Here is a 23505-nt window from a genome sequence, read left to right as displayed (position 1 = left end):
AACCCGGTCACCGGCCTCGCCATCCCCCTCAACCGAAGACCACCCCAGCCACCCGTCTCAGTAAATCCGGCCGCAGCGGCGACCAGCCACCGCCGACGCCCCCGGCCGAATCCGAGCGAACGGACGGGACGAGCACATTCAGGAAGGCGGGGTTCCTGCCCAGACAAAGCCCCCAACCCACCACGACCCAACACCGCCAGCAACCTCGCAACCCAACCACCCCTCCCAACCGGCCGCAACGGCGAACAACCACGAACCGACCCCACCGGCCGCATCCCAGCGCACCCCCGCCGTACCGGCCAACCCCGCACCACAACGTCCGAAAAAACCGCCAACCACGTACTACGAACCTTCGGACGTTAGCTTTTGGGCCAGCCGGTGTAGGACTCGGCGAGGAGGGTGGAGCCGGCGATTGACGTGGTGATGGTGGTCAGTTCGCCCAGTTGGCGGCGGAGGTCGAAGTCGTTGGCACCGGGAATGGTGTGGAGCATGCTGGTCATCCAATAGGAGAAGTGCTGGGCCTTCCAAACGCGGGTCAGCGCGCGCGGTCCGTATTCGCCGAGAACGTCTTTGCCAGCAAGAGCGCGTTCCAGAACTTCGGCCAGGACACGAACGTCAGCCAGCGCGAGATTGAGGCCCTTGGCTCCGGTAGGTGGGACCGTGTGGGCGGCATCGCCGGCCAGCAGCAGGCGGCCGTAGCGCATCGGTTCGGCGACGAAACTGCGGAAGCGAAGGACCGTCTTACTGGTAATCGGCCCCTCGTTAAGACTCAGACCGTCCGGCCCGGCAACGCGGGCCTGCAGTTCGGACCAGATCCGGTCGTCGGACCAAGCGTCAGTGTCTTCGTCGGGGTCGCACTGGAAGTACATCCGCTGCAGCGTGTCCGTCCGCTGGCTGATCAACGCGAACCCGCGCGCTGAATGCGTGTAGATCAACTCCGGCGCACTCTTCGGCGCCTCGGTCAGAATCCCGAACCAGGCGAAGGGATACTCACGAACATAGTGCTTCCGCAGCTCCGCCGGCACCTCCATCCGGCACATCGAATGCGAACCATCCGCACCCACCAGATAGTCGCACCGCACCTCCTGCGCACTCCCGTCGGCCGCAGTGAACAAGATGCCGGGCAGATCCGACGTCACATCGACAACCCGCGTATCACCGACCCCGAACCGAACATCGCCACCATCGCGATCGCGAGCATCAGCCAAGTCGATGAACACATCGGTCTGCGGATACAACCAGGACGCGGCCCCCACGAGCCCCTTGAAGTCGATCCGATGACTCTCACCGCCGTACCGGAGCACGATGCCGTCATGCGCGATCCCCTCCCGCCGGACGCGGTCGGACACCCCGGTCTCGACGAGCAGCCGGACGCTGTCCTCCTCGAGGATCCCGGCGCGGACCGTGTTCTCGATCTCCAAGCGGGTACGACGATCAACCACGACCGAATCGATCCCGGCCAGCGCCAACAGGTGCGAAAGCATCAGCCCCGCAGGCCCACCGCCGACGATCCCGACCTGGGTCCGCGTCAGTTCAGTCATCAGAATCCTTCAGGACTTCCTGCGTGATCGCGAACGCATGATTCGCGGCGGGCACCCCGCAGTACACGGCTGACTGCAGCAGCACCTCGGTGATCTCCTCGTCACTCAGCCCGTTCCGGCGCGCGGCCCGCAGGTGCATCGGAAGCTCAGTCCAATGCCCACCAGCGATCAGCGCGGTGATCGTGATCGCGCTGCGCATCCGGCGATCCAGTCCGGGCCGTGTCCAGATCGAACCCCATGCATAGCGGGTGATCAGTTCCTGGAAGTCCGCGGTGAGCGCGGTCTTGCCGGCCTCGGCGCGGTCGACGTGCTCGGCCCCCAGCACCTCACGACGGACCTGCATCCCGGCGTCGTACGTCGGATCGCTCATCGCCCACCTCGCTGGAAGAATTCGGTCAGGACACCAGCCACCGCGGCCGGCTCCTCGGCCGGCGGCAGATGCGCACTACCTTCGAACACGTACGTCGTTGCCCCCAGCAATCGCTCTGCCGAGTCCCGAGCCAGCTCAGGCGGTACGACGCGATCGTGGCGACCGGATGCCACCAGCACGGGCACGGTCGCGGAACCCAACCGATCCCGCACGTCGAACCGGGCCAGCGCCTCACACGTCGCGGCGTACGACCGGGCATCGGCCTCGGTGAGGCTGTCGAGCAACCGCGCGGTCGTCCGGGGATCGCGATCAGTGAAACCGGGGTGGAACCATCGTTCGATCGATCCCGCGATCACCGCGGAGGTCGAGGCCGTCCGGACCAAGTCGGCGCGTTGATACCAAGGACCGGGTTCGCCGATCTTGGCCGCTGCAGCGAGAGTGGCGATGGCGCCAAACGGTCCGGGGTCGACCGCGAGCGCGAACCCGACCGCGCCTGCCACGGACACCCCGGCGTACCAGGCTCTATCGGTGCTCAGGTCGGTGGCAATCTTGCGGAGGTCGTCGGCGAGGTCCACGAGGTCGAACCCGGTCGCCGGTGCGGTGCGGCCGTGGCCGGGCAGATCCCAACCGACGACGCGGAACGACGGTGTCAGATGCGGGACACACGCACCCCAGAGCGCCTCGACCGAGGTCCCCAACGACGGCCCGATGATCAGCAGCTCGCCGGAGCCGCCGAAGTCGGTGCAGGTCAGCTCAACCACGATCCCACCTCGCCAGCACCTGATCGACAAACGCAGTCGCCGACCCCAGATAGTCCGCCGGATCGGTCCCCGTCCCACGCTCGGCCAACAGCTCGGCGGCAGCAGTCTGAGCCCGCCGAGACATCGCCGCGGCGTCGACCTCCAGCCCACCGACGAGGTCGGCCGTCTGGGACAGCGCGGTCACCGTGAGGGTCAAAACCCGAGTAAATGCAGGCCATTCCGCATGCCAGGCGCCATCGGGACGCTCATCAACCGCGAGCGCGCTGCAGGTGTGCAGGTGGCCGACCAGCGGCGGCACCTGCAACGCAGCGCTCCGAACCAGCACGCTGAGCACCGGGTTCGCCTTGTGCGGCATCGTTGACGACGTCCCCTTCCCCGCGGACCGCCCTTCCCGAACCTCGCCGACCTCTGGACGCCCCAAGAACAAGACGTTCCCCGCGATGACTCCGACCGCCGCACACGCCTCGCCCAACACATCGGCGACACGGGTGATCGGCGTACGGCGGGTGTGCCACGGCAGCACCGACCGCAACCCGAGCTCGGCAGCGAACGCATCGACCACCGCATCCGGGGCGTCGGTCAGCGTGCCCAGCAGCGACCGGGTCCCAGCAGCTCCCCCAGCCTGCGCTGGCAGGTCAGGCCGGCAGTCGCGGATCGCATCCCGCGCATCCAGCACACCGACCAACCACTGCGCAGCCTTCAAACCAAAAGTGATCGGTACGGCGTACTGGGTCAGCGTGCGACCGGCCATCAGCGACTCTCGATGGGTGCGGGCGAGTTCGGCCAGCGCGGCAGCGGTCAGCGTCAGATAGGTGTCGGCGCGGCCGAGTGCGTCCTTGGCCAGCAGCATCAACGCGGAGTCGAGCACGTCCTGGCTGGTCAGCCCGCGGTGGACGTGTCGCCCCGCGTCCTCGCCGACGGCCGCGCGCAGAATGCGAACGAGCTCGACGACCGGGCTGCCGGCGCTCTCGATCGTCTCGGGAGCTGGCAGTGGAACCCCCTCGGCGATGGCCGCGGTGAGGGCCTTCAAGTGTGCATCGGTGGCGTGGCCGCTCGAGACCAAGGCTGCGAGCCAGGCGCGCTCGACCTCCAGCAACGCGAGCCAGAGCCCGTCGTCACCGAGACCGACGGCGCGATGCCGACCTGGTTCGAGCAGGTCGCTCACTGGTGCCTCGGGTAGGTGAGGAAGATCGACTGGTTGTCGCCTTGCAGATGCAGGTCGAGGCGGAGCGATCCGTCGTCGGCGCGGGTCGCGATCATCGCGGCTCGTTCGGCTGGGTCGAGGGTCGCCAGCAGGCGATCCGATTCCAGCGCTGGGTGGTCCGGCAGGTAGATCCGGGTGAACAGCCGGTCGAGCAGCCCGCGCGCGAACACGGTCACCGCGAAGAACGGCGCGCCGCCGTCGACCGAGCCGGGCTCGACCGTGGAGAACCAGTACTCCCCGGCCCCGTCCGTGCTGCTGCGGCCCCAGCCGGTGAAGACGCCGTTACGCAACAACGATCCGGGAACGGACGGCACCACCCCGGCCGCGTCGGCCTGGCGGATCTCGAGCAGCGCGTCCGGAACCGGTACGCCGGCGCCGTCGTACACGATGCCGTGCAACCGGATGCCGGTCCCGAGCGGCGTCAGTTGCCGATCGCCGTCGTACGGGAGGGCGTAGTGGAAGAACGGGCCGACGGTTTGGCCGGGGGTGCGCTCAGGCATGGTTCTCGTCCTCCAGCGGAGTGGCGTGGGACCCCGTCAGGACGATGTCCCAGCGGTAGCCCAGCAGCCACTCGTGCTGGGAGAGGTCGTGCTCGTACGTCGCAACGAGGCGTTCGCGCGCGGCCAGGTCGGTGATCGACTGGTAGATCGGGTCCAGCCCGAACAGCGGATCGCCGGGGAAGTACATCTGGGTGACCAGCCGCTGGGTGAAGTCGGTGCCGAACAGCGAGAAGTGGACATGCGCCGGCCGCCAGGCGTTCCGATGGTTCCGCCACGGGTACGGGCCGGGTTTGATGGTGGTGAACGAATAGTTGCCGTCGGCATCGGTCAGGCAGCGTCCGACACCGGTGAAGTTCGGATCGATCGGCGCCGGGTGCTGGTCGCGCTGATGGATGTAGCGGCCGGAGGCGTTCGCCTGCCAGATCTCGACCAGCTGATGCCGGACCGGGCGGCCGTCGCCGTCGAGCACGCGACCGGTGAGCAGGATCCGCTCCCCCAGCGGCTCGCCGCCGGCCTGGATGGTCAGGTCCGACTCGAGCGGATCGATGTCGTGCTCGCCGAAGACCGGAGCGAGTAGCTCTGCGCCCTCCGGGTCGGCCTGCCGCAGGTCCTTGGTCGGGAACCGCAGCAACGAGCTCCGGTACGGCGCGAATCCGAGCACCGGATCCGCGCGGCCGGCCGGGGCGGCGGCGATCTCGGCGGAGATCTGCTCCTGGGTCGGCAACGCAGCGGTCTCGTTCATCCGCTCATCGTCGCCATCAGGGCCCGCACGTGCCACTATGGCCTTCCGCTGAGTGGAAGGACTATCGAGATGGCGGGCCGAGTTTCCACCCCGGGCGCGACGGTGGTGTCCCGCGCGCTCAGTCTGCTGTTCGCGTTCGACGAGCAGCACCGACGTCTGACGCTGTCCGAGCTCGCCGCCCGCGCCGACCTGCCCCTGCCCACCGCGCATCGCCTGATCGGCGAGATGGTCACCGGCGGCGCGCTCAGCCGGCAGTCCGACGGCCAGTACGTCGTCGCCCGCAAACTGTGGACGGTCGGCCTGCTCGCACCGCTGCCGAGCGGCCTGCGCGAGACCGCCGGCCCGTTCCTCAACGACATCCACGCGGCGACCCGCGCAACCGTCCACCTGGCGATCCGCGAGGGGATCCGGACGCTCTACCTGGAGCGGCTCACCGGCCGGATGTCGGTGCCGGTGGTCAGCACGGTGGGTTCCTACCTGCCGCTACATTCCACCGGGGTCGGCAAGGTGCTGCTGGCGCACGCGCCGGTCGCCATCCAGGAGGAGGCGATGACGCAGCTCACCCGCTTCACCCCGCACACGATCACGCATCCGGGGCGGCTGGAGAAGCAACTGGTCGAGATCCGCGAGCGCGGCTATGCAACCACGACCGAGGAGATGACCCTCGGCGCCTGCTCAGTCGCCGTACCGATCCGACCGCTCGGCCCGGACGGTCCGGTGGTCGCCGCGGTGGGCCTCGTCGTACCGAACCTCCGCTCGCATCGGGCCGCCCTGCTGGCCGCGCTCCAGGTCGCGGCGCAGGGCATCGGCCGGAGCATCACTGCCTGACTAGAGCGGGTACGTCGGTGGGGTCCCGCGCATCGTGATCCAGCGGGTCTCGGTGAACGCTTCGATGTTGGCCGTCGTACCGCCGAAGCGCGAACCGGTCCCCGAGGCGCGGACCCCGCCGAACGGCGCGTTCGCCTCGTCACTCACGGTCTGGTCGTTGATGTGCACGATCCCGGTCGGGATCTGCTCGGCGACCGCGAGCCCGCGCATCACGTCCTTGGTGACGATGCCGAGCGACAGCCCGTAGTCACTCGCCCCGGCCAGCCGGATGGCATCTTCGACCGACGCGACCTTGGTCACCGGCGCGACCGGACCGAAGATCTCTTCGCTGAACGCCGGTGCGTCAACCGGTACGTCGGCCAGCACGGTCGGCCGGTAGAACAGCTCCTCATAGGTGCCACCAGCAACAAGCTTCGCGCCCGCGGCCGTGGATGCGCCCACCAGGCCGTGGATCTTGTCCCGCTGCCCGGCGTCGATCACGGGGCCGAGGGCAACTTCCTCCAGCGCGGGGTTTCCGACCGTCAACGATTCGGCCTTGGCAACAAGGGCTTCCACGAAGTCGTCGTACACGGCAGCTGCCACGAGCTGACGACCGGTCGTCATACAGATCTGGCCCTGATGGAAGAACGAACCCCAGGTGGCCAGGTTGACGGCCGCTTCGATGTCCGCGTCGTCGAGGATGAGGAGCGCGGAGTTGCCGCCGAGCTCGAGGTGCGCGCGCTTGAGGTGCTCACCCGCCAGCGCGCCGATCCGGCGACCGACGCCGGTGGAGCCGGTGAACGAGATGACGCGGACGTTCGGATCGGTCACCAGTGCCTGTCCGACGTCCGCGCCACCCGGAAGCATCTGCAGTACGCCGGGAGGTAGTCCCGCCTCCTCGAAGATGCGCGCCATCAACACGCCACCGGTCACCGCGGTCCGTGGGTCCGGCTTCAGGATCACCGCGTTGCCGAGGGCAAGGGCCGGGGCCACCGAGCGGATCCCGAGGATGATCGGCACGTTGAACGGCGAGATCACCGCGACCACTCCGGCCGGCATCCGACGTGCCATCGAGAGCCGCGCCTCCTCCGACGACAACACCTCGCCGAGCGGATGCCCGGGCAGCCCGGCCGCCTGGTAGCACTCCTCGGCGGCGATGTGCAGCGAGAAGCCGACAATCCCCGGAGTCGCACCGACCTCGCGGGTGTTCCAGCTGGCGATCTCCTCGGCGTGCTGCTGCCACAGATCACCGGCCCGGCGCATCACCGCTGCGCGGGCCGGATGCGGAAGCGCCGCCCACGCTCGCTGGGCTTCGGCCGCGGCCCGCCCGGCTTCGGTGACATCCTCGACACCGGCCCGGCCCATCCGGCCGAGTTCAGCGCCGGTCGCGGGCTCGACGACGGCGTACTGACCGGCCTGACCCGGCTGCCAGCTCCCCGCCTTGAAGACGTGGCCCGACCAGTCAGCGGTGTCCAGAAGCGTCATGTCGCCCCTCCTCGTTGGTGGCGTCACCGTAGGAGGGGTCGGAAGGGCCTACAACCCTCAGCTTCCACTCAGTGAGACTCTGCGGTCATTTCCTTTCGAGCGCTGTCGCGGAGGGCTGCGGCTACAGCGTCGACCGGTGGAGTGCGGGCGCGGCGGGTGAGCAGGTAGACGGCGCGGCCGACGTCGGCTTCGGCAGGTCGCCGTACGACGACGCCCGGGGTGCCGTGGCGGAGCACCAGATCGGGGAGCAGAGCCGCGGCGCCCGTCGTACGGACGAGCTCGAGCAGGATGAGGAAGTCGTCGGAGCTGTAGCGCAGGTCCGGTTCGAAACCGCCGTACTCGCGGCACACGCGGACCTGCATCTCGCGGTGGCCGGTGCCGGGCTGACAGGCCGCCCACGCGATGTCGGCGAGGCGCGAGATCTGCACGCGGGCCTTCACTTCCGGGTGGCCCTCCGGCAGTACGACGCGGATGTGCTCGCGCAGCAAGGGCTCTCGCTGCAGATCGGCGTGCACCGGTCGCGGCTGACCGTCGTACTCATCGCCAACCACCAGGTCGAGCTGCTGCAGCCGCAGCGCCGGAACGGCTTGCTCGACCTCGCCCTCGGTCGCTTCGACCCGGATATTCGGGTGCGTCTGGGCCAACGCCCGTACGGCGGGGGCGACGATCCGCAGGAAGGCCGATTGGAAGGATGCGATCCGGACGACGCCGGCCACTCGGCCCGCCGCGACGGATGCGAGCTCGGCCTCGGCCGCCTCGACTCCCTCCAGCAGGGTCGCGGCATGGCGGACCAGGACGTGGCCGGCCGCGGTCAGTCGGACGTTCCGGCCGATCCGCTCGAGCAACGGCGTACCGGCTTCGCGTTCGAGCACGGACAGCTGCTGGGAGACCGCGCTGGGCGTGTAGCCGAGCGCGCGGGCGGCGCCGTGCACGGTGCCGCGGTCGTGGACCTCGCGGAGCAGCCGGAGGCGGTGGAGGTCGAGCATCTGTTCAGAATAGCTACACGATCATGTCCAACAAGCTGTGATAGACGTGAACAGTTGAACGCCCGGATCATCGTTCTCGTGGGCGCCCTCTTCTGTCTCCTTTCCGCCGCCGCTTTCGGGGCGATGGCCATGTTCGGCAAACTCTCGTACGACGAAGGTGTGTCGGTCGACGCACTTCTGCTGGTCAGGTTCGGGCTGGCCGGGTTGGTTCTGATGGCGATCGCGCTGGCCCGGGGAGTCTTCCGCGGCATCCCGCGGCGCGCGGTGCTGACCAGCCTCGGCATGGGCGTCTTCGGGTACGCCGCTCAGGCCGGGCTGTACTTCTCCGCGCTGACCCGGATCGACGCGTCGCTGGTCGCGTTGCTGCTGTACCTCTACCCGATCCTGGTGATGGCCGGCGCGATCTTGCTCGGCCGCGAGCGTGCATCCCGCCGCCGGGTCTGGGCGCTCGGGATGGCGCTGGCCGGGATCGTCCTCGTCCTCAGTGGCGCCTCGTCCGGCCGCTTCAACCTGACCGGTGCGCTGCTGGCGATCAGCGCGGCCGTGGTCTACACGTGTTACATCCTCGTCGGCGATCGCACGACGGCCGCCGTACCGCCGCTCGCTCTCGCGGCATTGGTCTGCATCGGTGCCTTTGGAACGTTCCTGGTCGCAGCTCTCGTCCGCGGGGCCGACGGCCCGCTCGCGGAGCTCGGCAACATCCAACCAACCGGTTGGTTATGGCTCGCCACGCTGTCGCTGGTCAGCACGGTCGCCGCGATCCTGCTCTTCTTCGCCGGCATGGCCCGCGTCGGCCCGTCGGTGGCCTCGATCCTGTCCATCCTCGAGCCGGTCGTCACGGTCGTCTCCGCCGCGATTGTCTTCGGTGAACACCTCGGCCCACTGCAGGTCCTCGGCGGCGCGGTCGTGCTGTCCGCCGTACTGATCGTCCAGTGGCCGACCCGCACCGTCACGGAAACCCAGGTGCGGCCGACCCCACAGCCAGAGATCATGCTCACGTGACCCACCTGACCGACCTCGACTTCTTCGCCGGCATGGCGATCACCGGCACCGTGCTCGGCGTCGATGCCACCAGCAACTTGTCCACCGTGCAGGAGGTGCTCGGCGACCATCATTTCTTCGAGCAGCCCTGGGAGGACGGATCGACCTGGGAGTACGCGTACTGCGGCTACGGCTTGGTCGAATTCGGGTGGGGACGTAAGCGCGGCAGCGACGAGTGGATCTGCCAGTACTCCGGTACGCAGAACCACCGGATGATCAGAGCTACCCGCCGGCGTGCACGCCGGACCGTGGGACTGCAACTGCGCGAGCGGTACGGCCGCTTCCGGCCGGTGCTGAACATCGAGGTCCTCCGGGGCGTCGTGGAAGACCACGGATACAGCCTGGACAGTACGCCGGAATGGCCGGGAGCCGACTTCTCGGAGTTCTGGGTACCGGGGGTCTCGACCACCATGACCGTCGCGATGTCCGATCCGGACTGGGGGCCGCCGGGGACAGTGGCCAAGATGCTCGGCGGACCGCACTCCGAGCAGCACCTCAACCACAAGGCACGAGTAGCCCTCGACGGCGAGAAGAAGCAGTTCGATGCCTACGGCAAAGAATTGCGGAAGCTGACCGACGCGCAACGCGCGGAATGGCTGGACGAACACCAGCCGGCCGCAGGCCCGGACCGCGATCTGTGGTGGTCCTTCCTACGGAGCCGTTTCGTATCCGCCGAGAACGACCAGGCACCCTGGACCGAGCTGAAATACGCGCTGGACCGCGAAGCCGCCGTACGAGGTATCGACACACCCGACCGCGCCGCGCTGAAACTTCTCTACTGGGCCGGAAATGCCGAACTGCCCGAGCCCCCGACACTCGACGAAGCGATCACCCAGTGGCTGGCCACAACCCCCACCCTCGAAGAGGGCCAGCGACTGGCCGCCGCCACCACCCTGACGCCCGACGAGATGCGCCTGTCCCGGCGGTTGCGCTACCAGGCCCACGAGCTGCGTGACCATCTGCCCGCGATCACAGACTCCAACCTCGCCAACGCCCTGAAATCCTGGACCGAGCTCGGCCCGCAACTGCTGCGCTATCCCTACTTCGGTTAGCCGCGGCCGACGTCCCGCATTCAACCCCCTCTTCGGAGACCATACCTACGTGACTCATCTGACCGACCTCGACTTCTTCGCCGGATTGGCGATCACCGGCACCGTCCTCGGTGTCGATGCCACCAGTGACCTGGCCACCGTCCAAGAGGTCCTCGGCCACGACGACTTCTACGACCAGCCCTGGGAGGACGGGTCGACCTGGGAGTACGCGAACACCGACTACGGACTCGTCGACTTCGGCTGGAGCCGCGAGCGCGGCAGTGACCAGTGGATCTGTAGCTACGCCGGTACCCAGAACCACCGGTTGACCAAGGCAAACCGCCGGAGGGCACGCCGGATCGCTGGGCTGAGACTGCGCAACCGGTACGGCCGGTTCCGGCAGGTGCTGAACATCGAGGACCTTCGGGCCGTGGTGGAAGGCCACGGCTTCAGCCTGGACAGTGCGCCGCAGTGGCCAGGAGCCGACTTCTCGCTGTACTGGGTGCCAGGGGTCTCGACCACCATGAACGTAGCGATGTCCGACCCGGCATATGGACCGCCGGGGACGGTGGCCAAGATGCTCGGCGGACCGCACTCTGAGCAGCACCTCAATCACAAGGCACGAGTAACCTTCGACGGCGAGAAGAAGCAGTTCAATGCCTACGGCAAGGAATTGCTGAAACTCACCGACGGCCAGCGCGCGGAATGGCTGGACGAACACCAGCCGGCAGCAGGCCCTGACCGTGATCTGTGGTGGTCCTTCCTGCGGAGCCCGCACACGTACCGCGACACCGAGCAACCACCCTGGACCGAGCTCACCTACGCCCTCGACCGCGACGCCGCCGTACGAGGTATCGACACCCCCGACCGCGCCGCCCTGAAACTGCTCTACTGGACTGGAAACGCCGAACTGCCCGAGCGCCCGACAGTGGATGAAGCGATCACCCAGTGGCTGGCCACGACCCCCACGCTCGAGGAGGGACAGCGGCTCGCCGCAGCGACGAAGCTGACGCCCGACGAGCTTCGCCTGTCGCGGCGACTGCGCTACCAGGCCCACGAACTGCGTGAACACCTGCCCGCAATCACAGACTCCGACCTCGCAGACGGCTTGAAGGCCCGGATCGAGCTCGGCCCGACGCTTCTGCGGTATCCGTACTTCGGCTAGACCGGCTCTTGAAGAAGCGGACCGTGGTCCGTTAAGGTCTTGGTATGGATATCAGGACAGGGCTGGAGCGCATCAAGGCGCTTGGGCGCCAGGACTCATGGCTCGCCGTACTCGTGACGCAGCGTCGCTCTGGGGAGCCGGCTGCTTCGGTGGTTAACGCTGGCGTGGTGGACCATCCGGTGACGGGTGAGCCGGTGGTCGCGCTTGTTGCGCGGGGGCGGACTGCGAAGTTGGCTCACCTTCGGCGGACGCCGCGGGCGACGCTGGTGTTCCGGGCGGGATGGGACTGGACGGGCGTGACCGGGTCGGTCCAGCTGGCCGGGCCCGATGACGAGCTGCCGGAACTGGACGCGGAGGCGCTGCGCCAACTGCTTCGCGACATCTACCATGCGGCGGGCGGCGAGCATCCGGATCTGGAGGAGTACGACCGGGCGATGGCGGAAGATCGCCGTACGGCGGTGTTGATCACTCCGGAGAGTTTCAGCAGCAACCCGGCGGGTGCTGACCACGTGGACAGCGAGTGAGCACCATCAAGGTTTGGTCGGATCTGCTGTGTCCGTTTGCTCATGTGGCTATCCATCGGCTCCGGGTGGCGCGGGAGCGGCTCGGTGTGGACGTCCAGTTGGACCATCACACGTTCGCGCTTGAGCTGTTCAACGGACCGCATCCGCGACCTGGTACGGACAGTGAGGCAGTCGGGCTTGGCCAGTTGGAGCCCGAGGCCGGCTTCCGGCTTTGGTCGCAGCCGGACTGGGCTTATCCATCGACGGTGCTGCTCGCGGCCGAGGCGGTCCATGCGGCTAAGGAGCAGGGACTGCGGGAGTCCGAAGAGCTGGATCATGCACTGCGGCGGGCGTTCTGGCTGGGCTCTCGGTCGATCGGTCATCGACAGGTGATCCTCGACGTGGCCAGTGAGGTCGGAATCGACAGCACCGGGTTGGCCGCTGCGCTGGATGACGGGCGGGCTCGGTCCACGATGATGGCTGACCATGCGGTCGCCGTGACCGACGCCGTACAGGGCAGTCCGCAGTTCTTCCTGCCGGATGGTTCTTCGGTGCACAACCCGGGGATCACGGTTCGCTGGGAGGGGCCGTTCGCCGAGGGGTATCCGATTGCTCAGAACACCGACCCGGAATGGGCCGAGCGGATTCTCAAGCAGGCCGCATGATTCGGCTCGAACGGCTGGTTGTCGGCTACCTCGATACCAACTGCTGGCTGATCGCTCCTGACCTGCCTGGCCGGCAGCCAGCGTTGATCATCGACCCCGGTGACGACCCGGACTACCTGGCCGCGGCGGCCGCGCCGTACGACGTCATCGGGCTTCTGATCACGCACGCCCACGCCGACCACGTGCTGGCACTGACGGCCCTCGCCGAATCCCTGCACGCCCCGATCATCGGCCACCCGGCGGAACGCGAAGTCTGGGCGGCCGAACTCGACCACCTGGATCGCCACGGCTACCTAGACGCTGGCACAGCCACCGCCGACCTGGTCGCCAACGGCCAAGCCCCGCGGCCCACCCCCGGCATCCCACTCTGGAACGGCCACCAGAACCAGGAGATCGCCACCCCCACCACCCTGAACCTGGGTTCGCTGCAGGTGGACGTCATCCCCACCCCAGGCCACTCCCCTGGCAGCCTCACCGTCCACATCCCCGGCCACCTCTTCACCGGCGACACCCTCTTCCCCGGCGGCCCCGGCCTCACCAGCCCGGAGTACCCGCTGACCGACTTCGCCGCCATCATGACGTCGGTCCGCCACCTCCTCAGCTACCCCGAGGACACCGTCATCCACCCCGGCCACGGCCCCGACACCACCATCGCCACCGAACGCCCCCACGTAGAGACCTGGCAATCCCGAGGCTGGTAAACCCGCGCGCGTCCACGCTGCCAGCTGTCGAGGGTGTGGAGACCGGGTGGTGGGCTTGAACAAGGTATGACCTGTCCAAGCCCACCACGTCCTGTTCAAACCCCCGGCTGTTGGCTCGGCCGGCGGCGTGGGCGGCGGTGGGCGCCGCTGCGGCCGGTATTACTGAGGCGGGTGGCTGAGCGGTTCTACGGTTGCGGGGGATGGCGAGGCCGGTGACCGAGGTGGCACGTGGCCTGGGGCGGACGGGCTCTGGCTGAGGCGGGTGGAGTGCCGTCGGCGGTCGAGGTGCAGGTTGCTGGTGGTTCCGCTGTTGTTCAGGTCGCTGGAGTCCGTCGCTGGGCGGGCGGTTGGTCTCGCGCCACCAGTGGTGGCGTGAGACACCTTGTGACGGCTGGAGACCTGTTGCCATAGGTCTCCAGCCCCCGCTTCTTGTCTCCGGCCGCCAGTAGTGGCGCGGGCCAGTGGGACTGGGGAGTTCTACCGGTCGTTTTCGGGAGGTCGGGCTCCCCAGTCCGCCATCACTGCCCCGGCGAGTGGCCTGATCGTCGACGGAAACCACAGCCCGTCAGCCCAAGGCAGCGGGCAACCGCGGTCACCAACCGAACCACCCCGCCCAGCCGAAGACCACCCCCGCCACCCGTCTCAGTCAGACCGGCCGCAGCGGCGACCAGCCACCGCCTACCTCACCGGCCGGATTCGAGCGGCCGGATGGGACGAGCACCTTCGGGGAGGCGGGGTAACTGGCCAGCCAAAGTGCCCAGCCACCGCGACCCTCCCCGAACCGGCTTGGGCAAGAGCACCCGCCAAATCACAACAGGCACCCAGCGACAGTAGATCCCCGCAGAGACGAGCTTTCGCTCTGGACGGGGAGGGCGGGGGGTAGGACTCTGGTCACCCACGCCTCGGGCCTACGACGGGATATCCGCCTTGTCTGACTCTGTGCTTACCTCGGTTCTGCTTCCGGTCGCGCTGGCGATCATCATGTTCGGGCTCGGGCTGAGTCTGACGACCGGGGACTTCGCGCGGGTCGCGCGGATGCCCAAGGCGGTGTTGGTTGCGCTTGGCACCCAGGTTGTCCTGTTGCCGGTGATCTGTTTCGGGCTGGTCGAGCTGTTCGGGCTGGCGCCGGCGCTGGCGGTCGGGATGATGTTGCTGGTGGCATCACCGGGCGGTACGACGGCCAACCTGTTCAGCCACCTCGCCGGTGGCGATGTCGCGCTGAACGTGACGCTGACCGCGGTGAACTCGGTGCTCGCGGTGATCACGCTGCCGATCGTGGTGAACCTGTCGGTGGCGCACTTCATGGGTGACTCCGGGCAGCTGGGTCTGCAGCCGGCGAAGATGCTCCAGGTGTTCGCGATCGTGCTCGTCCCGGTCGCGATCGGCATGCTGGTCCGCAACCGCAAGCCCGACTTCGCCGGCCGGATGGAACGCCCGGTGAAGCTCGGCTCGGCGATCGTCCTGGCGCTGGTCATCTTCGCCGCGATCTACACCGAGCGCGACAACTTCCTCGACTACCTCGCCGCGGTCGGCCTGATCGCCGTACTGCTCAACGTGATCAGCCTCGCCGTCGGGTACGTCGTCCCGCGCGCCGCCCGGCTCGGTGAGCGGCAGTCGATCGCGTGCTCGATGGAGATCGGCATCCACAACGCCACCCTGGCCCTCACCATCGCGCTGAGCCCCTCACTCCTGAACAACAGCGAGATGTCCATCCCGGTCGCCGTCTACGGCATCGTGATGTTCTTCCCGACCGCCGCCGTCGCCTACTACCTCAGCCGCCGTACGGCGCGCGTCACCGCGGCGAGCAGCTAGCGTTTCGGCCGCCTCGGCAAGAAGTGGACAACTTCCGGAACTGGCCAATCCCTGACGCACAGAAGCCGTCGCACGCCAACGAGGAACATGACAGGGTCGTTCTCGTCCGGCGGATAACTCTGACGTGAGGGTGGTGGGGGAATGCGTCGGCGACGCTTGACCTTGGGCGCAGTGCTGATCGCGGTGGCGGCCCTGTTGGTTTCGGTTCCTACTGATGCTCAACCGGCTGTGGCGGCACCGGCCGCGCAGATGATGGATCCGGAGCTGGCCTCACCGGAGGCGCGAGCGATGGCTACCGCGTTGCGGACCGGCGAGCGCGTCGAGCTGACCGACCAGCGCACCGAGACCGGACAGGTCTACGCGAACCCGGACGGCACCAAGACCATGGAGCAGCACAGCCAGCCGGTCCGGGTCCGCAAAGGTCGCGACTGGGTCGCTCCGGACCCCACGCTGAAGGTCGAGGCCGATGGGTCGATCCGTCCGGTCGCGACCATCTCGCCACTTGTCCTGTCCGGTGGCGGCGATCAGAACCTGGTGGCCATCGGCAAGCCCGGGGAGCAGATCCGGCTGGGCTGGCCCGCCACGCTTCCGAAGCCCGAGCTGAGCGGGAACATCGCGACGTACCCCTCGGTGTTCCCTGGCGTGGACCTGCAGATCACTGCTGAGGTGGACCGGTTCTCGCAGCTGCTCGTCGTGCACAACCGGGAGGCCGCGGCCAACCCGGCCCTTGCCACGTTGAGTTTTCCGGTCAGTGCGGACGGTCTGACCCTGCGCGTCAATCCGGATGGCACGACCTCGGGAACCGACAAGACCGGCAAGCTTGTCTACACGGCTGACCGACCGGCCATGTGGGACGCGTCGAGTGTGGAGAAGCCACGGTTCGCCAAGCTGGCCATCCGGCACGAGGGTGGCCGGTTCGTCATCACGCCGGACCGCAAACTGCTCACTGACCCGGCCGCGACGTACCCGCTGTCCATCGACCCGTCCATCTCCGGTACGTCGGTCAACTGGCTGCATGTGAACGACGAATCGACTCAGGCCGACGGCTGGACCTACGACCGCACGAACGGCGGCGCCAAGGTCGGACCGCGCTACGGCGAACCGGACAACGTCTACCGGTCGATGTTCCTGATCCGGACCGTCAGCGGCGCCCAGGCGATCGCCGGGAGCACGATCCTGAGCGCGCAGTTCCGGATCACGCTGGACTGGAGCTCGTCCGGAACGGCCAAGCCGGTCGGGCTGTGGAACCTCACCGACCTGGACACCGCGAACAAGAACCTGCACTGGGCCACCACCACGACGTACTGGAAGACGCTGCTGGACACCCAGTCGGGTGCGGCGTGGCCGGCGGAGAAGACGCTGCCGATGGAGTTCGGCGCCCTCGACGCAGCCAGCCCGCTGCGGACCTTTGTGCAGAGCGTGGCCAACTCGCGGAAGCCGACCCTGTCGCTCGGACTGCGGTCACCCAACGAGGGCACCAGCACGGAAGCGCAGTACCACTGGAAGAAGTTCATCCCCAGCTCGGCGGTACTCGCGGTGAAGTACAACACCGCACCGAAGATGCCGAAGGGGCTCAGCCTGACTCGACCGCGTCCGTGCGGTACGGCGGCGGCGCCGACGCCGGTGCTCACCGCGCAACCGCAGTGGGCCTCGGTCGCGGACGACCCGGACCTCGGCGACAACGTCACAACCACCTTGCAGATCAAGGATCCGGCCGGTGCGGTCGTTCATGAGAGTGCTGTTGGACCGACTGTCAGCGGCGCGGCCTTCGCCTGGCCGGAAACGCCGGTGGGCAAGCTGAGCAACGGTGTCGTCTACAGCTACACCGCGTTCACGAAGGACGCGGCGAACGCGACCAGCCCGACCACGCCGGCCTGCTACTTCGTGATCGATACATCGGTGCCCGCCGTACCGCGGATCGAGTCGACGGACTTCCCGGATGCCGGTGATCCGGTGACCGAGGCGCGCAAGGTCGGGAAGGTGACGTTCAGGCCTGGCGCCAGCGAGACCGACCTGGACGAGTATGTGTACGGCTTCCAGGCCGATGCGCTGGTCAGCCGGATCAAGGCGGATCCGGATGGATCCGCGACGATCCCGATCACTGTGCACCCGGATCCGGTGACCGGCGTACCGAGCTCGCGGCTGTATGTGCGGGCGGTGGACCGGGCCGGCAACAGCAGCGGCATCCGCGAGGCGTGGGAGCTGACCGCGAAGTCGCCGACCGGACCGGCTCCGTCGGTGCGTGGCGACAGCAACGGCGATGGTCGCGCCGATGTCACTGCGGTGCTGGACCACGGCTTCGGCCGGACAGGGATCTGGAACGTCGTTTCGGCTGGATCAACGTTCTACTCCGGCACGATGGCGTGGGACACCGGTGAAGGTACTGGCTTCTCGCTGGCAAAGGTGAAGCCGGTGCAGGGTGACTTCGACGGTGACGGGCGGACCGACATGGCCGTGTTCCGTTCCGGTGCTGGTGGCCGCATGTGGTTGTACAAGCTGCCTTCGGACGGGAACGAGTACCAGAACCCACCGGCGGTCTGGACGACCGAGACCGCCACCTGGCAGCTCAACACCGCGCGTGTGGTGTCGGGTGATGTGGACGGCGACGGCAAGGACGACATCGTCGTACAGAACGCCGGTACGGGCGACAACTGGCAGGCGCAGGTCTTCCGGGCCGCCGACGACTTCGCCGTACCGGTGAACTGGGGCGCGGCCGCGGCCGGGAACACCTGGTCGCGGAGTGCGCCGCTGATCGTCGACATCGACAAGGACGGCAAGGCCGACCTGCTCAGCGTACGCAACCTGACCGACTGCCGGACCTCAGTCGACTACTACCGATCCACGGGTACGGCGTTCGCGGCGGCGACGACGATCTACGACTCCGGCGCGGCTGGGTTCTGCTGGGACAAGAGCCGGTTCACCGTGGCAGACCCGGACGGCAACGGCCGGGACGACGTGGTGGCGTTGACGGAGAACTCCTCGACCGACGGCACCGTGGTCGTGTTCAGGTCCGACGGGACGACGCTGACCAAGTCGGACTGGCGCCGGGTGACTGGGCTGGAGCTGGCCAAGATGACTCTGGTCAGTGGCGACTACGACGGCGACAAGCTCGACGACATCGGGCTGCTGTACGCGGCGGGCGACGGTGATCGGGAGGTGTACACGCTGCACTCCACGGGGACGTCGTTCAACGACAAGGTGAAGACGTGGTCGGGTGCGGTCGGTGCGGTGACCGGCCCGAAGTTCGACATCGAGCACCGGCAGTACGAGCTGGTCAACAAGAACAGTGGCAAGTGCCTGAACGTCGACGGCAGCAGCGTTGCCGACAATGCCCTGTTCATCCAGTACACCTGCATCGGGAACAGATCGAACGAGCGGTTCCGGTTGATGCCGATCGCCGGCACCGACCAGTACAGCATCCGCCCGGTACACACCGCGGTCGACGCCGGGCCGGTCAAGTGCCTGAGCGCTGCAGGCGGCAGCTCGCAGGACGACACGAACGCCGTACAGTCCACTTGCGGTGGCGGTCTCGGTGAGCCGCGCGCGTGGGAGCAGGTGACCTTCGACTACGTCGACGGCAGCGCCTACGAAACGGTCGTGCACCTGCGATTCGCACACAGCAACAAGTGTCTCGATGTCGCGACAGCCTCACTGGACAATGGCGCGCTGATCCAGCAGCAGGAGTGTGGCCAGTCGACGAGTGAGCAGTGGATCCTGCGGCCGGCCTTCAACGCCCAGCAGCTGGGCGGCACCGGTACGACGCGCTACCGGGTCGACACCGCAGTCAGTACGACGACTGTCCTCGAAGTACCGAAGTGTGTGACCACCGCGAGCACCCAGCTCAAGATGGGCACCTGGTCCACCGCCAGCGTCTGCCAGAAGTGGAACCTGAAGAGCCTCGGCGACGACATGTACAAGCTGATCGACACGAACTCCAAGCAGGCACTCGAGATCAAGGGCTGCTCGAAGTTGCCCAGAGCAACCATGATCATCTTCCCGGACAACACGTCCGAGTGCGAGAAGTGGCGGATCGAGCCCACACCTGGCGGTACCTACAGCGTCATCTCGGTCAGCTCCGGGCTGTCCCTCGACGTGGCCAACGGCAGCTCCGCCGCCGGCGCCGAGGTGATCAGCTGGTTCTACCACGGCGGGAAGGGCCAACGCTGGGCTTTCAAACCCCTGTAACGGTCGCGTAGGGTCGGGCGGTGAGGATCTTCAACCGCCCGACCGACCCGACCGAGGCCGTCCTGCGTCGGCTCGCGAAACGCCTGCGCTGGTTCCGGCCGTCGCTCGCCGATGCGCCCACGCCGAGCGAGCAGCTCGCCCACCTTGCGCAGCACAAGCTGTGCCCGGCCATCGACAAGGGCGATCCAGCTCCGCTGGTCACCGCGTTCGCGATCGTCGAAGAAGCCCTGGCCAGTGCCGAGCTCACCGAGGCGACCGATGGCGCGCTCATCGACCTGATCGAAGTGGTGAGCAACTGGACCTCCTGGCCGGAAACGCCACCCGAGGTAGTCGCAGCGATCGACGCAGCCATCGGACCGGCGACCCGCGAGCGTCGGGACCGCGTCCACCGCCAAGCCGCGGTGGTCACCGACTGGCTCCGTGCCGGTGATACTGCCGACCGCGAAGCCCCGGCGACCTACCAGGCGGTCAAGAACGCCGATCTCCGCTTCCTCGTCCGGTCGAACAAGCAGTACATCGACGAGACCCTGGCCGTCGACACCGCTGACCGCTTGCGGCACGAGATGGCCACCGGCCAGGGAATGTAACGACGCCGTTCAGGCCTTGGGGTTCTTCCAGTTCCAGTTGGTGCGGTCGTAGAGGGGCTCCAGGCCGGCCCTGATCAGGTTGTTCAGTGACGGGTTGGACTCGCCGGGCGAGGGCTTGCCCGCCTCGGCGACCAGCCAGCGGCAGCCGGCCGCGACCGCGGCGGCGATCCGGGCCTCGAGGACGGCGGACTGGCCGCCCCGGTTCCGGTGGGTCGACGCGGTCGCACCGGTGTTCAGGGATCCGACCTCGCCGTCGACGAACAGGTTGCCTCCGGCCACGATCTGGTCTCCGTCCCAGGCGGCGAACGTCTGGAAACCTGGGTGATTCAGCGATCCGGTGAGCATCTGCGCGAGGGCGCCGTCGGACGGCATCCCGAAGCTGGTCAGGATGACCCGCGCCCACTCCTTCGCGTCGGCCGCCTCGACCTGGGCGATCCGCAGGTCGGTCTTCGCGGCCGTGCTCGGGAGGCCTTCGACCGATGCCCCGAGTTTGACGATCTGACCGCCGGCGACTAGTCCGTGCCGATCCGCGATGGCCTGCCAGTCCTCCGGCAGCACCGAGGGCGCGAGCTGCAGCGTCGCCCCGGCAACCCCGGCGGCGCCGTACAGATCGAGGATCTGACCGACGAGCTCATCCGTGACTGGGGTCTCGTGGCCGAATCCGAGGGCCTTGCTCCAGTACCCGGTGGGGTCGTTGCGCATGGCAAGCACGACGCCGCCGCCGACGCGCCGGGTGGTGATGCCGAGCTCGGCTCGGGCCGCCTCCGGAGCCCCGTCCTCGTAGGCAAACATGAACTCGGCTTCACTTTTCTCGGCCAGAGCGACCAGCTGAGCGGTGTTGGTGGGGGTAGTCATGCGAACATGATGCGGTCACCTGCCGGACAGTTCGATCCGTTCACGAGAAGTTTCACGACCGTCTGTAGCCTGCAAAGGTGGCCAGTTCCCTCCTGCTCGAGTCGGCGACGGACGCCGAGCTGGTGCGGGCCGCGCAGCGGGGTGAGATCGGACAGCTCGGCCTGCTGCTGACCCGGCACCGCGCGGGCATGCGCGCCGTGGCGGTGGCGATCCACGGTCATCGACCGGCCGCCGAGGACGCCGTACAGGAGGCTTGCCTGCTGGCGTTGCGCCGGATCGGTCAGGTTCGCGACCCGGCGGCCGTCGGCGCCTGGCTGCGGATGCTGGTCCGGAACGTCTGCCGGATGCAGCTCCGCCGCATCTCCGCGATACCGGTGAGCGACCCGGCTGTCCTGATGCCGTACGACGCGGAGCCGGATCCGGCGCGGATCATCGACGGCCATGCCAACCGGGACTGGATCTGGACCGCGATCGGCCAGCTGACGCCCACCCTGCAACTGCCCGTCCTGCTGCGGTATTTCACCGAAGTCACCGGCTACGAAGCGATCGCCCGGCTCTGCGGCGTACCGATCGGGACGATTCGCAGCCGCCTGAACCAGGCGCGGACCAAGCTGTCCGAGGCCTTGCTCGCCACGGCCGCCGAAGTGCACGACGACATCCGCGGCCTGACCGCGCAGCGTCGGCAGGAGGCCTTGGAGGTTCTGCGGGCGCCCTATTCAGGCGCAATGGCGGCGACGCTGGCGGAATTCTGGTCGCCGACCGTGGAGACCTTCTGGCCGACCGGCCTCCACACCGTCGGCTACGACCACATGGTCGGCGCGATGGACCGCGACCTCACGGCCGGCGTCCGCCACGAGCTGGTCAGCGTCGTGGCAGGCCACAGCCACATCATCTGGGAGGACCGTCTGGTGAACCCACCGGACAACCCCGACCACTGCCCGCCGTCCGCCCTCTGGGTCCTCCAACTCGACGGCGACCGAGTCGGCACCCTCCGCCTGCACCACCAGCCCCGCCCGCCTGAGTAGTCCGGAACGTCAGGACTCTTTACCCCGCTCTTCGTTGATCCGCAGAGCCTCGGCCAGCTGGTCTTCGAGAATGATGATCCGGCACGCCGCCTCGAGCGCGGTGCCCCCGTCGACGAGCTCGCGGGCGCGGGCCGCCAGGCGGAGTTGGTACCGGGAGTAGCGGCGGTGGCCGCCGTCGGAGCGTTGCGGCGTGATCAGCTTCGCCTCGTCGAGACTGCGCAGAAATCCCGGCGTGGTGCCGAGCATCTCCGCGGCCCGGCCCATGGTGAAGGCGGGATAGTCGTCATCGTCGAAGTGGGCAGGGCCCTGGGCTGAGCTCATCACGGTCTCCGTGTTCAGGTCTGAGTGCATCGCACCTCCATGTCGATGGGCCCCGGTGCGGATGCACCGGGGCCCAGGGGTTGTGGATTGTCACCATCTACCGGCGGTCAAGCCGGCCCTAACTGTCCGCAGAGCGCCACGTGAAGGCCGCTCCTGCGGGGATCGCTGAATGCGTAACCGAAGACCACCTTCTTCCGATGGAACTACGGCACCCGCCCGGCGAAGTACTGGCACTGGCGGGCGATCCGACGGTGTAATCCCCTTCCCTTCTCTTGCGACAACTACTACGGCACTTACTCGCATCTTCCATCCGTCACGCCGGGAACCCATTTCAACCACTGGCTCACCAACACTGATCGGATCCTGGCGCGAAACCCGAGCCCTTCCACTGATCGGCCCGGCGGAGTCCGCCGTCGTCCTTGCCTTACGAAAAGCTCGTCACAACGTCTTGGACAGATCGGTAGCTGTCCACCTCAGCTTCGTTGTTCTTCTCTGTCAACACGAGGAACATTACCCACACTGATCGCGAATGTCTACCTCCGTCGCGATAGATTTTCTCCGGCGTGTCAGACACCATCGCGCAGGGCTTCATCCAGCCGACGCAGACGGTCCCGATGAGCGTCAGCCACGGTGTCGATGGGCTGGCCGGCCAGCCGATCGCGAGCCGTCTGCACCAGTACTGCGGCGTACCCGGCGATGAAGAAGGCGGCGAGCAGGCTCACGTCACCGGGGTAGGCCGGTTGGCGCTCGAGCTCCTCAGTGAGGGCCTGCTGGAGCGTCGAGCCGATCTCCCGGGCGCGGTTGGCCAGGCTCGGAGACCCCGCGACGGTCTCGAAGAACGAGCCCGCTCCGTCGGCGAGCCCGGACAGCGGGTGGCGGTCGTCGGCAAGGCCTACGACAAGGTCGCACAGCAGAGCCAGTACGTCGTCGCCCGGCCCGCGCTCGCGCAGCGCCGTACGGAGGAGGTCTTCCGCTTCGGCCTGGCGGTCGAAGAACAGGTCTTCCTTGCGGGGGAAGTGCTTGAAGACCGTGACGCTCGAGACGCCGGCCTCCCGGGCGACGTCGGCGACCGTCACCGCATCGAATCCCCGCTCGACGAACAACCCCGACGCGACCCCCGCGATCTTCGCCCGCGTCTGCGGTCCACCCCTGACTCCGGTCCTCGGCACAACGATCATCTCCTCATGGGTTGTGTCACTAAGCTTAGTGAGTTAACTT

The 23505-nt window shown here is 67.8% G+C and carries 22 protein-coding genes; 11 read left to right on the top strand and 11 right to left on the bottom strand.

Going from position 1 to position 23505, the window contains the following annotated elements:
* Window positions 1-359 precede the first annotated feature (359 nt).
* From OG474_RS25585 to pcaH, 6 genes are read right to left on the bottom strand one after another with little or no spacing between them, the layout of a single operon-like run.
* A complete protein-coding gene (locus tag OG474_RS25585) occupies window positions 360-1541 on the bottom strand; it encodes a 4-hydroxybenzoate 3-monooxygenase (protein ID WP_405056102.1) in 1182 nt (393 codons plus the stop codon).
* Entirely contained in the window at window positions 1534-1911 is a 378-nt protein-coding gene (gene pcaC / locus OG474_RS25580) for a 4-carboxymuconolactone decarboxylase (protein ID WP_405056101.1), read from the bottom strand. The genes OG474_RS25585 and pcaC overlap by 8 nt, the downstream gene beginning before the upstream one ends.
* A complete protein-coding gene (locus tag OG474_RS25575; RefSeq protein ID WP_405056100.1) occupies window positions 1908-2672 on the bottom strand; it encodes an alpha/beta fold hydrolase in 765 nt (254 codons plus the stop codon). Before OG474_RS25575 ends, pcaC begins: the two co-directional genes overlap by 4 nt.
* The gene (locus OG474_RS25570) at window positions 2665-3837 is read right to left on the bottom strand and encodes a lyase family protein (RefSeq protein WP_405056099.1); all 1173 of its coding nucleotides are present in this window, start codon (window positions 3835-3837) and stop codon (window positions 2665-2667) included. Before OG474_RS25570 ends, OG474_RS25575 begins: the two co-directional genes overlap by 8 nt.
* On the bottom strand, window positions 3834-4376 hold the full coding sequence (pcaG, locus tag OG474_RS25565; protein WP_405056098.1) for a protocatechuate 3,4-dioxygenase subunit alpha: 543 nt from the start codon (window positions 4374-4376) through the stop codon (window positions 3834-3836). The genes OG474_RS25570 and pcaG overlap by 4 nt, the downstream gene beginning before the upstream one ends.
* On the bottom strand, window positions 4369-5118 hold the full coding sequence (gene pcaH, locus OG474_RS25560) for a protocatechuate 3,4-dioxygenase subunit beta (protein ID WP_405056097.1): 750 nt from the start codon (window positions 5116-5118) through the stop codon (window positions 4369-4371). Before pcaH ends, pcaG begins: the two co-directional genes overlap by 8 nt.
* A gap of 69 nt (window positions 5119-5187) precedes the next feature.
* Here pcaH and OG474_RS25555 point away from each other — a divergent pair, with 69 nt between their 5' ends.
* Window positions 5188-5946 carry an IclR family transcriptional regulator gene (locus tag OG474_RS25555; protein ID WP_405056096.1) on the top strand — a complete coding sequence of 253 codons (759 nt, stop codon included), beginning with the start codon at window positions 5188-5190 and terminating at the stop codon, window positions 5944-5946.
* Here OG474_RS25555 and OG474_RS25550 read toward each other — a convergent pair whose 3' ends face one another.
* Together OG474_RS25550 and OG474_RS25545 are read right to left on the bottom strand one after the other, a co-directional pair.
* Window positions 5947-7410, bottom strand: coding sequence for a benzaldehyde dehydrogenase (locus tag OG474_RS25550; RefSeq protein WP_405056095.1), 1464 nt, complete (start codon window positions 7408-7410; stop codon window positions 5947-5949). It abuts the gene before it with no gap.
* A 68-nt stretch (window positions 7411-7478) separates the two neighbouring features.
* Window positions 7479-8396, bottom strand: coding sequence for a LysR family transcriptional regulator (locus OG474_RS25545; protein WP_405056094.1), 918 nt, complete (start codon window positions 8394-8396; stop codon window positions 7479-7481).
* Window positions 8397-8450: 54 nt separating this feature from the next.
* Here OG474_RS25545 and OG474_RS25540 point away from each other — a divergent pair, with 54 nt between their 5' ends.
* The 9 genes from OG474_RS25540 (at window position 8451) to OG474_RS25500 (ending at window position 20086) form a co-directional block, all read left to right on the top strand.
* Complete coding sequence (locus tag OG474_RS25540) at window positions 8451-9398, top strand: DMT family transporter (protein WP_405056093.1); 948 nt, start codon at window positions 8451-8453, stop codon at window positions 9396-9398.
* The gene (locus tag OG474_RS25535; protein WP_405056092.1) at window positions 9395-10489 is read left to right on the top strand and encodes a hypothetical protein; all 1095 of its coding nucleotides are present in this window, start codon (window positions 9395-9397) and stop codon (window positions 10487-10489) included. Before OG474_RS25540 ends, OG474_RS25535 begins: the two co-directional genes overlap by 4 nt.
* Window positions 10490-10538: 49 nt before the next feature.
* A complete protein-coding gene (locus OG474_RS25530) occupies window positions 10539-11633 on the top strand; it encodes a hypothetical protein (protein WP_405056091.1) in 1095 nt (364 codons plus the stop codon).
* Window positions 11634-11677: 44 nt separating this feature from the next.
* Window positions 11678-12157, top strand: coding sequence for a pyridoxamine 5'-phosphate oxidase (locus OG474_RS25525; RefSeq protein WP_405056090.1), 480 nt, complete (start codon window positions 11678-11680; stop codon window positions 12155-12157).
* A complete protein-coding gene (locus OG474_RS25520; RefSeq protein ID WP_405056089.1) occupies window positions 12154-12801 on the top strand; it encodes a DsbA family protein in 648 nt (215 codons plus the stop codon). Before OG474_RS25525 ends, OG474_RS25520 begins: the two co-directional genes overlap by 4 nt.
* Complete coding sequence (locus OG474_RS25515) at window positions 12798-13502, top strand: MBL fold metallo-hydrolase (RefSeq protein ID WP_405056088.1); 705 nt, start codon at window positions 12798-12800, stop codon at window positions 13500-13502. The genes OG474_RS25520 and OG474_RS25515 overlap by 4 nt, the downstream gene beginning before the upstream one ends.
* 939 nt (window positions 13503-14441) lie before the next feature.
* A complete protein-coding gene (locus OG474_RS25510; RefSeq protein ID WP_405056087.1) occupies window positions 14442-15314 on the top strand; it encodes a bile acid:sodium symporter family protein in 873 nt (290 codons plus the stop codon).
* Between the two features lie 141 nt (window positions 15315-15455).
* A complete protein-coding gene (locus OG474_RS25505) occupies window positions 15456-19499 on the top strand; it encodes an RICIN domain-containing protein (protein ID WP_405056086.1) in 4044 nt (1347 codons plus the stop codon).
* 20 nt (window positions 19500-19519) lie between these two features.
* Window positions 19520-20086: a hypothetical protein gene (locus OG474_RS25500; RefSeq protein ID WP_405056085.1), complete on the top strand. Its 567-nt coding sequence runs from the start codon at window positions 19520-19522 to the stop codon at window positions 20084-20086.
* 9 nt (window positions 20087-20095) lie between these two features.
* Here the strand turns inward: OG474_RS25500 and OG474_RS25495 are convergent, their stop codons facing one another.
* Entirely contained in the window at window positions 20096-20941 is an 846-nt protein-coding gene (locus OG474_RS25495) for a GNAT family N-acetyltransferase (RefSeq protein WP_405056084.1), read from the bottom strand.
* A 77-nt stretch (window positions 20942-21018) separates the two neighbouring features.
* On the opposite strand from OG474_RS25495, the gene OG474_RS25490 reads away from it, so the two are divergent.
* Complete coding sequence (locus OG474_RS25490; protein WP_405056083.1) at window positions 21019-21966, top strand: RNA polymerase sigma factor; 948 nt, start codon at window positions 21019-21021, stop codon at window positions 21964-21966.
* Between the two features lie 9 nt (window positions 21967-21975).
* Here the strand turns inward: OG474_RS25490 and OG474_RS25485 are convergent, their stop codons facing one another.
* The gene (locus OG474_RS25485; protein ID WP_405056082.1) at window positions 21976-22317 is read right to left on the bottom strand and encodes a MerR family transcriptional regulator; all 342 of its coding nucleotides are present in this window, start codon (window positions 22315-22317) and stop codon (window positions 21976-21978) included.
* Window positions 22318-22853: 536 nt separating this feature from the next.
* Window positions 22854-23465, bottom strand: coding sequence for a TetR/AcrR family transcriptional regulator (locus OG474_RS25480; RefSeq protein ID WP_405056081.1), 612 nt, complete (start codon window positions 23463-23465; stop codon window positions 22854-22856).
* Between the last annotated feature and the right edge of the window lie 40 nt (window positions 23466-23505).

It is taken from the genome of Kribbella sp. NBC_01505 (assembly GCF_045040285.1).
Classification (GTDB): Bacteria; Actinomycetota; Actinomycetes; order Propionibacteriales; family Kribbellaceae; genus Kribbella.
Note: the sequence above shows the minus strand (reverse complement) of the source record. Positions and strands in the feature narration are given on the sequence as shown.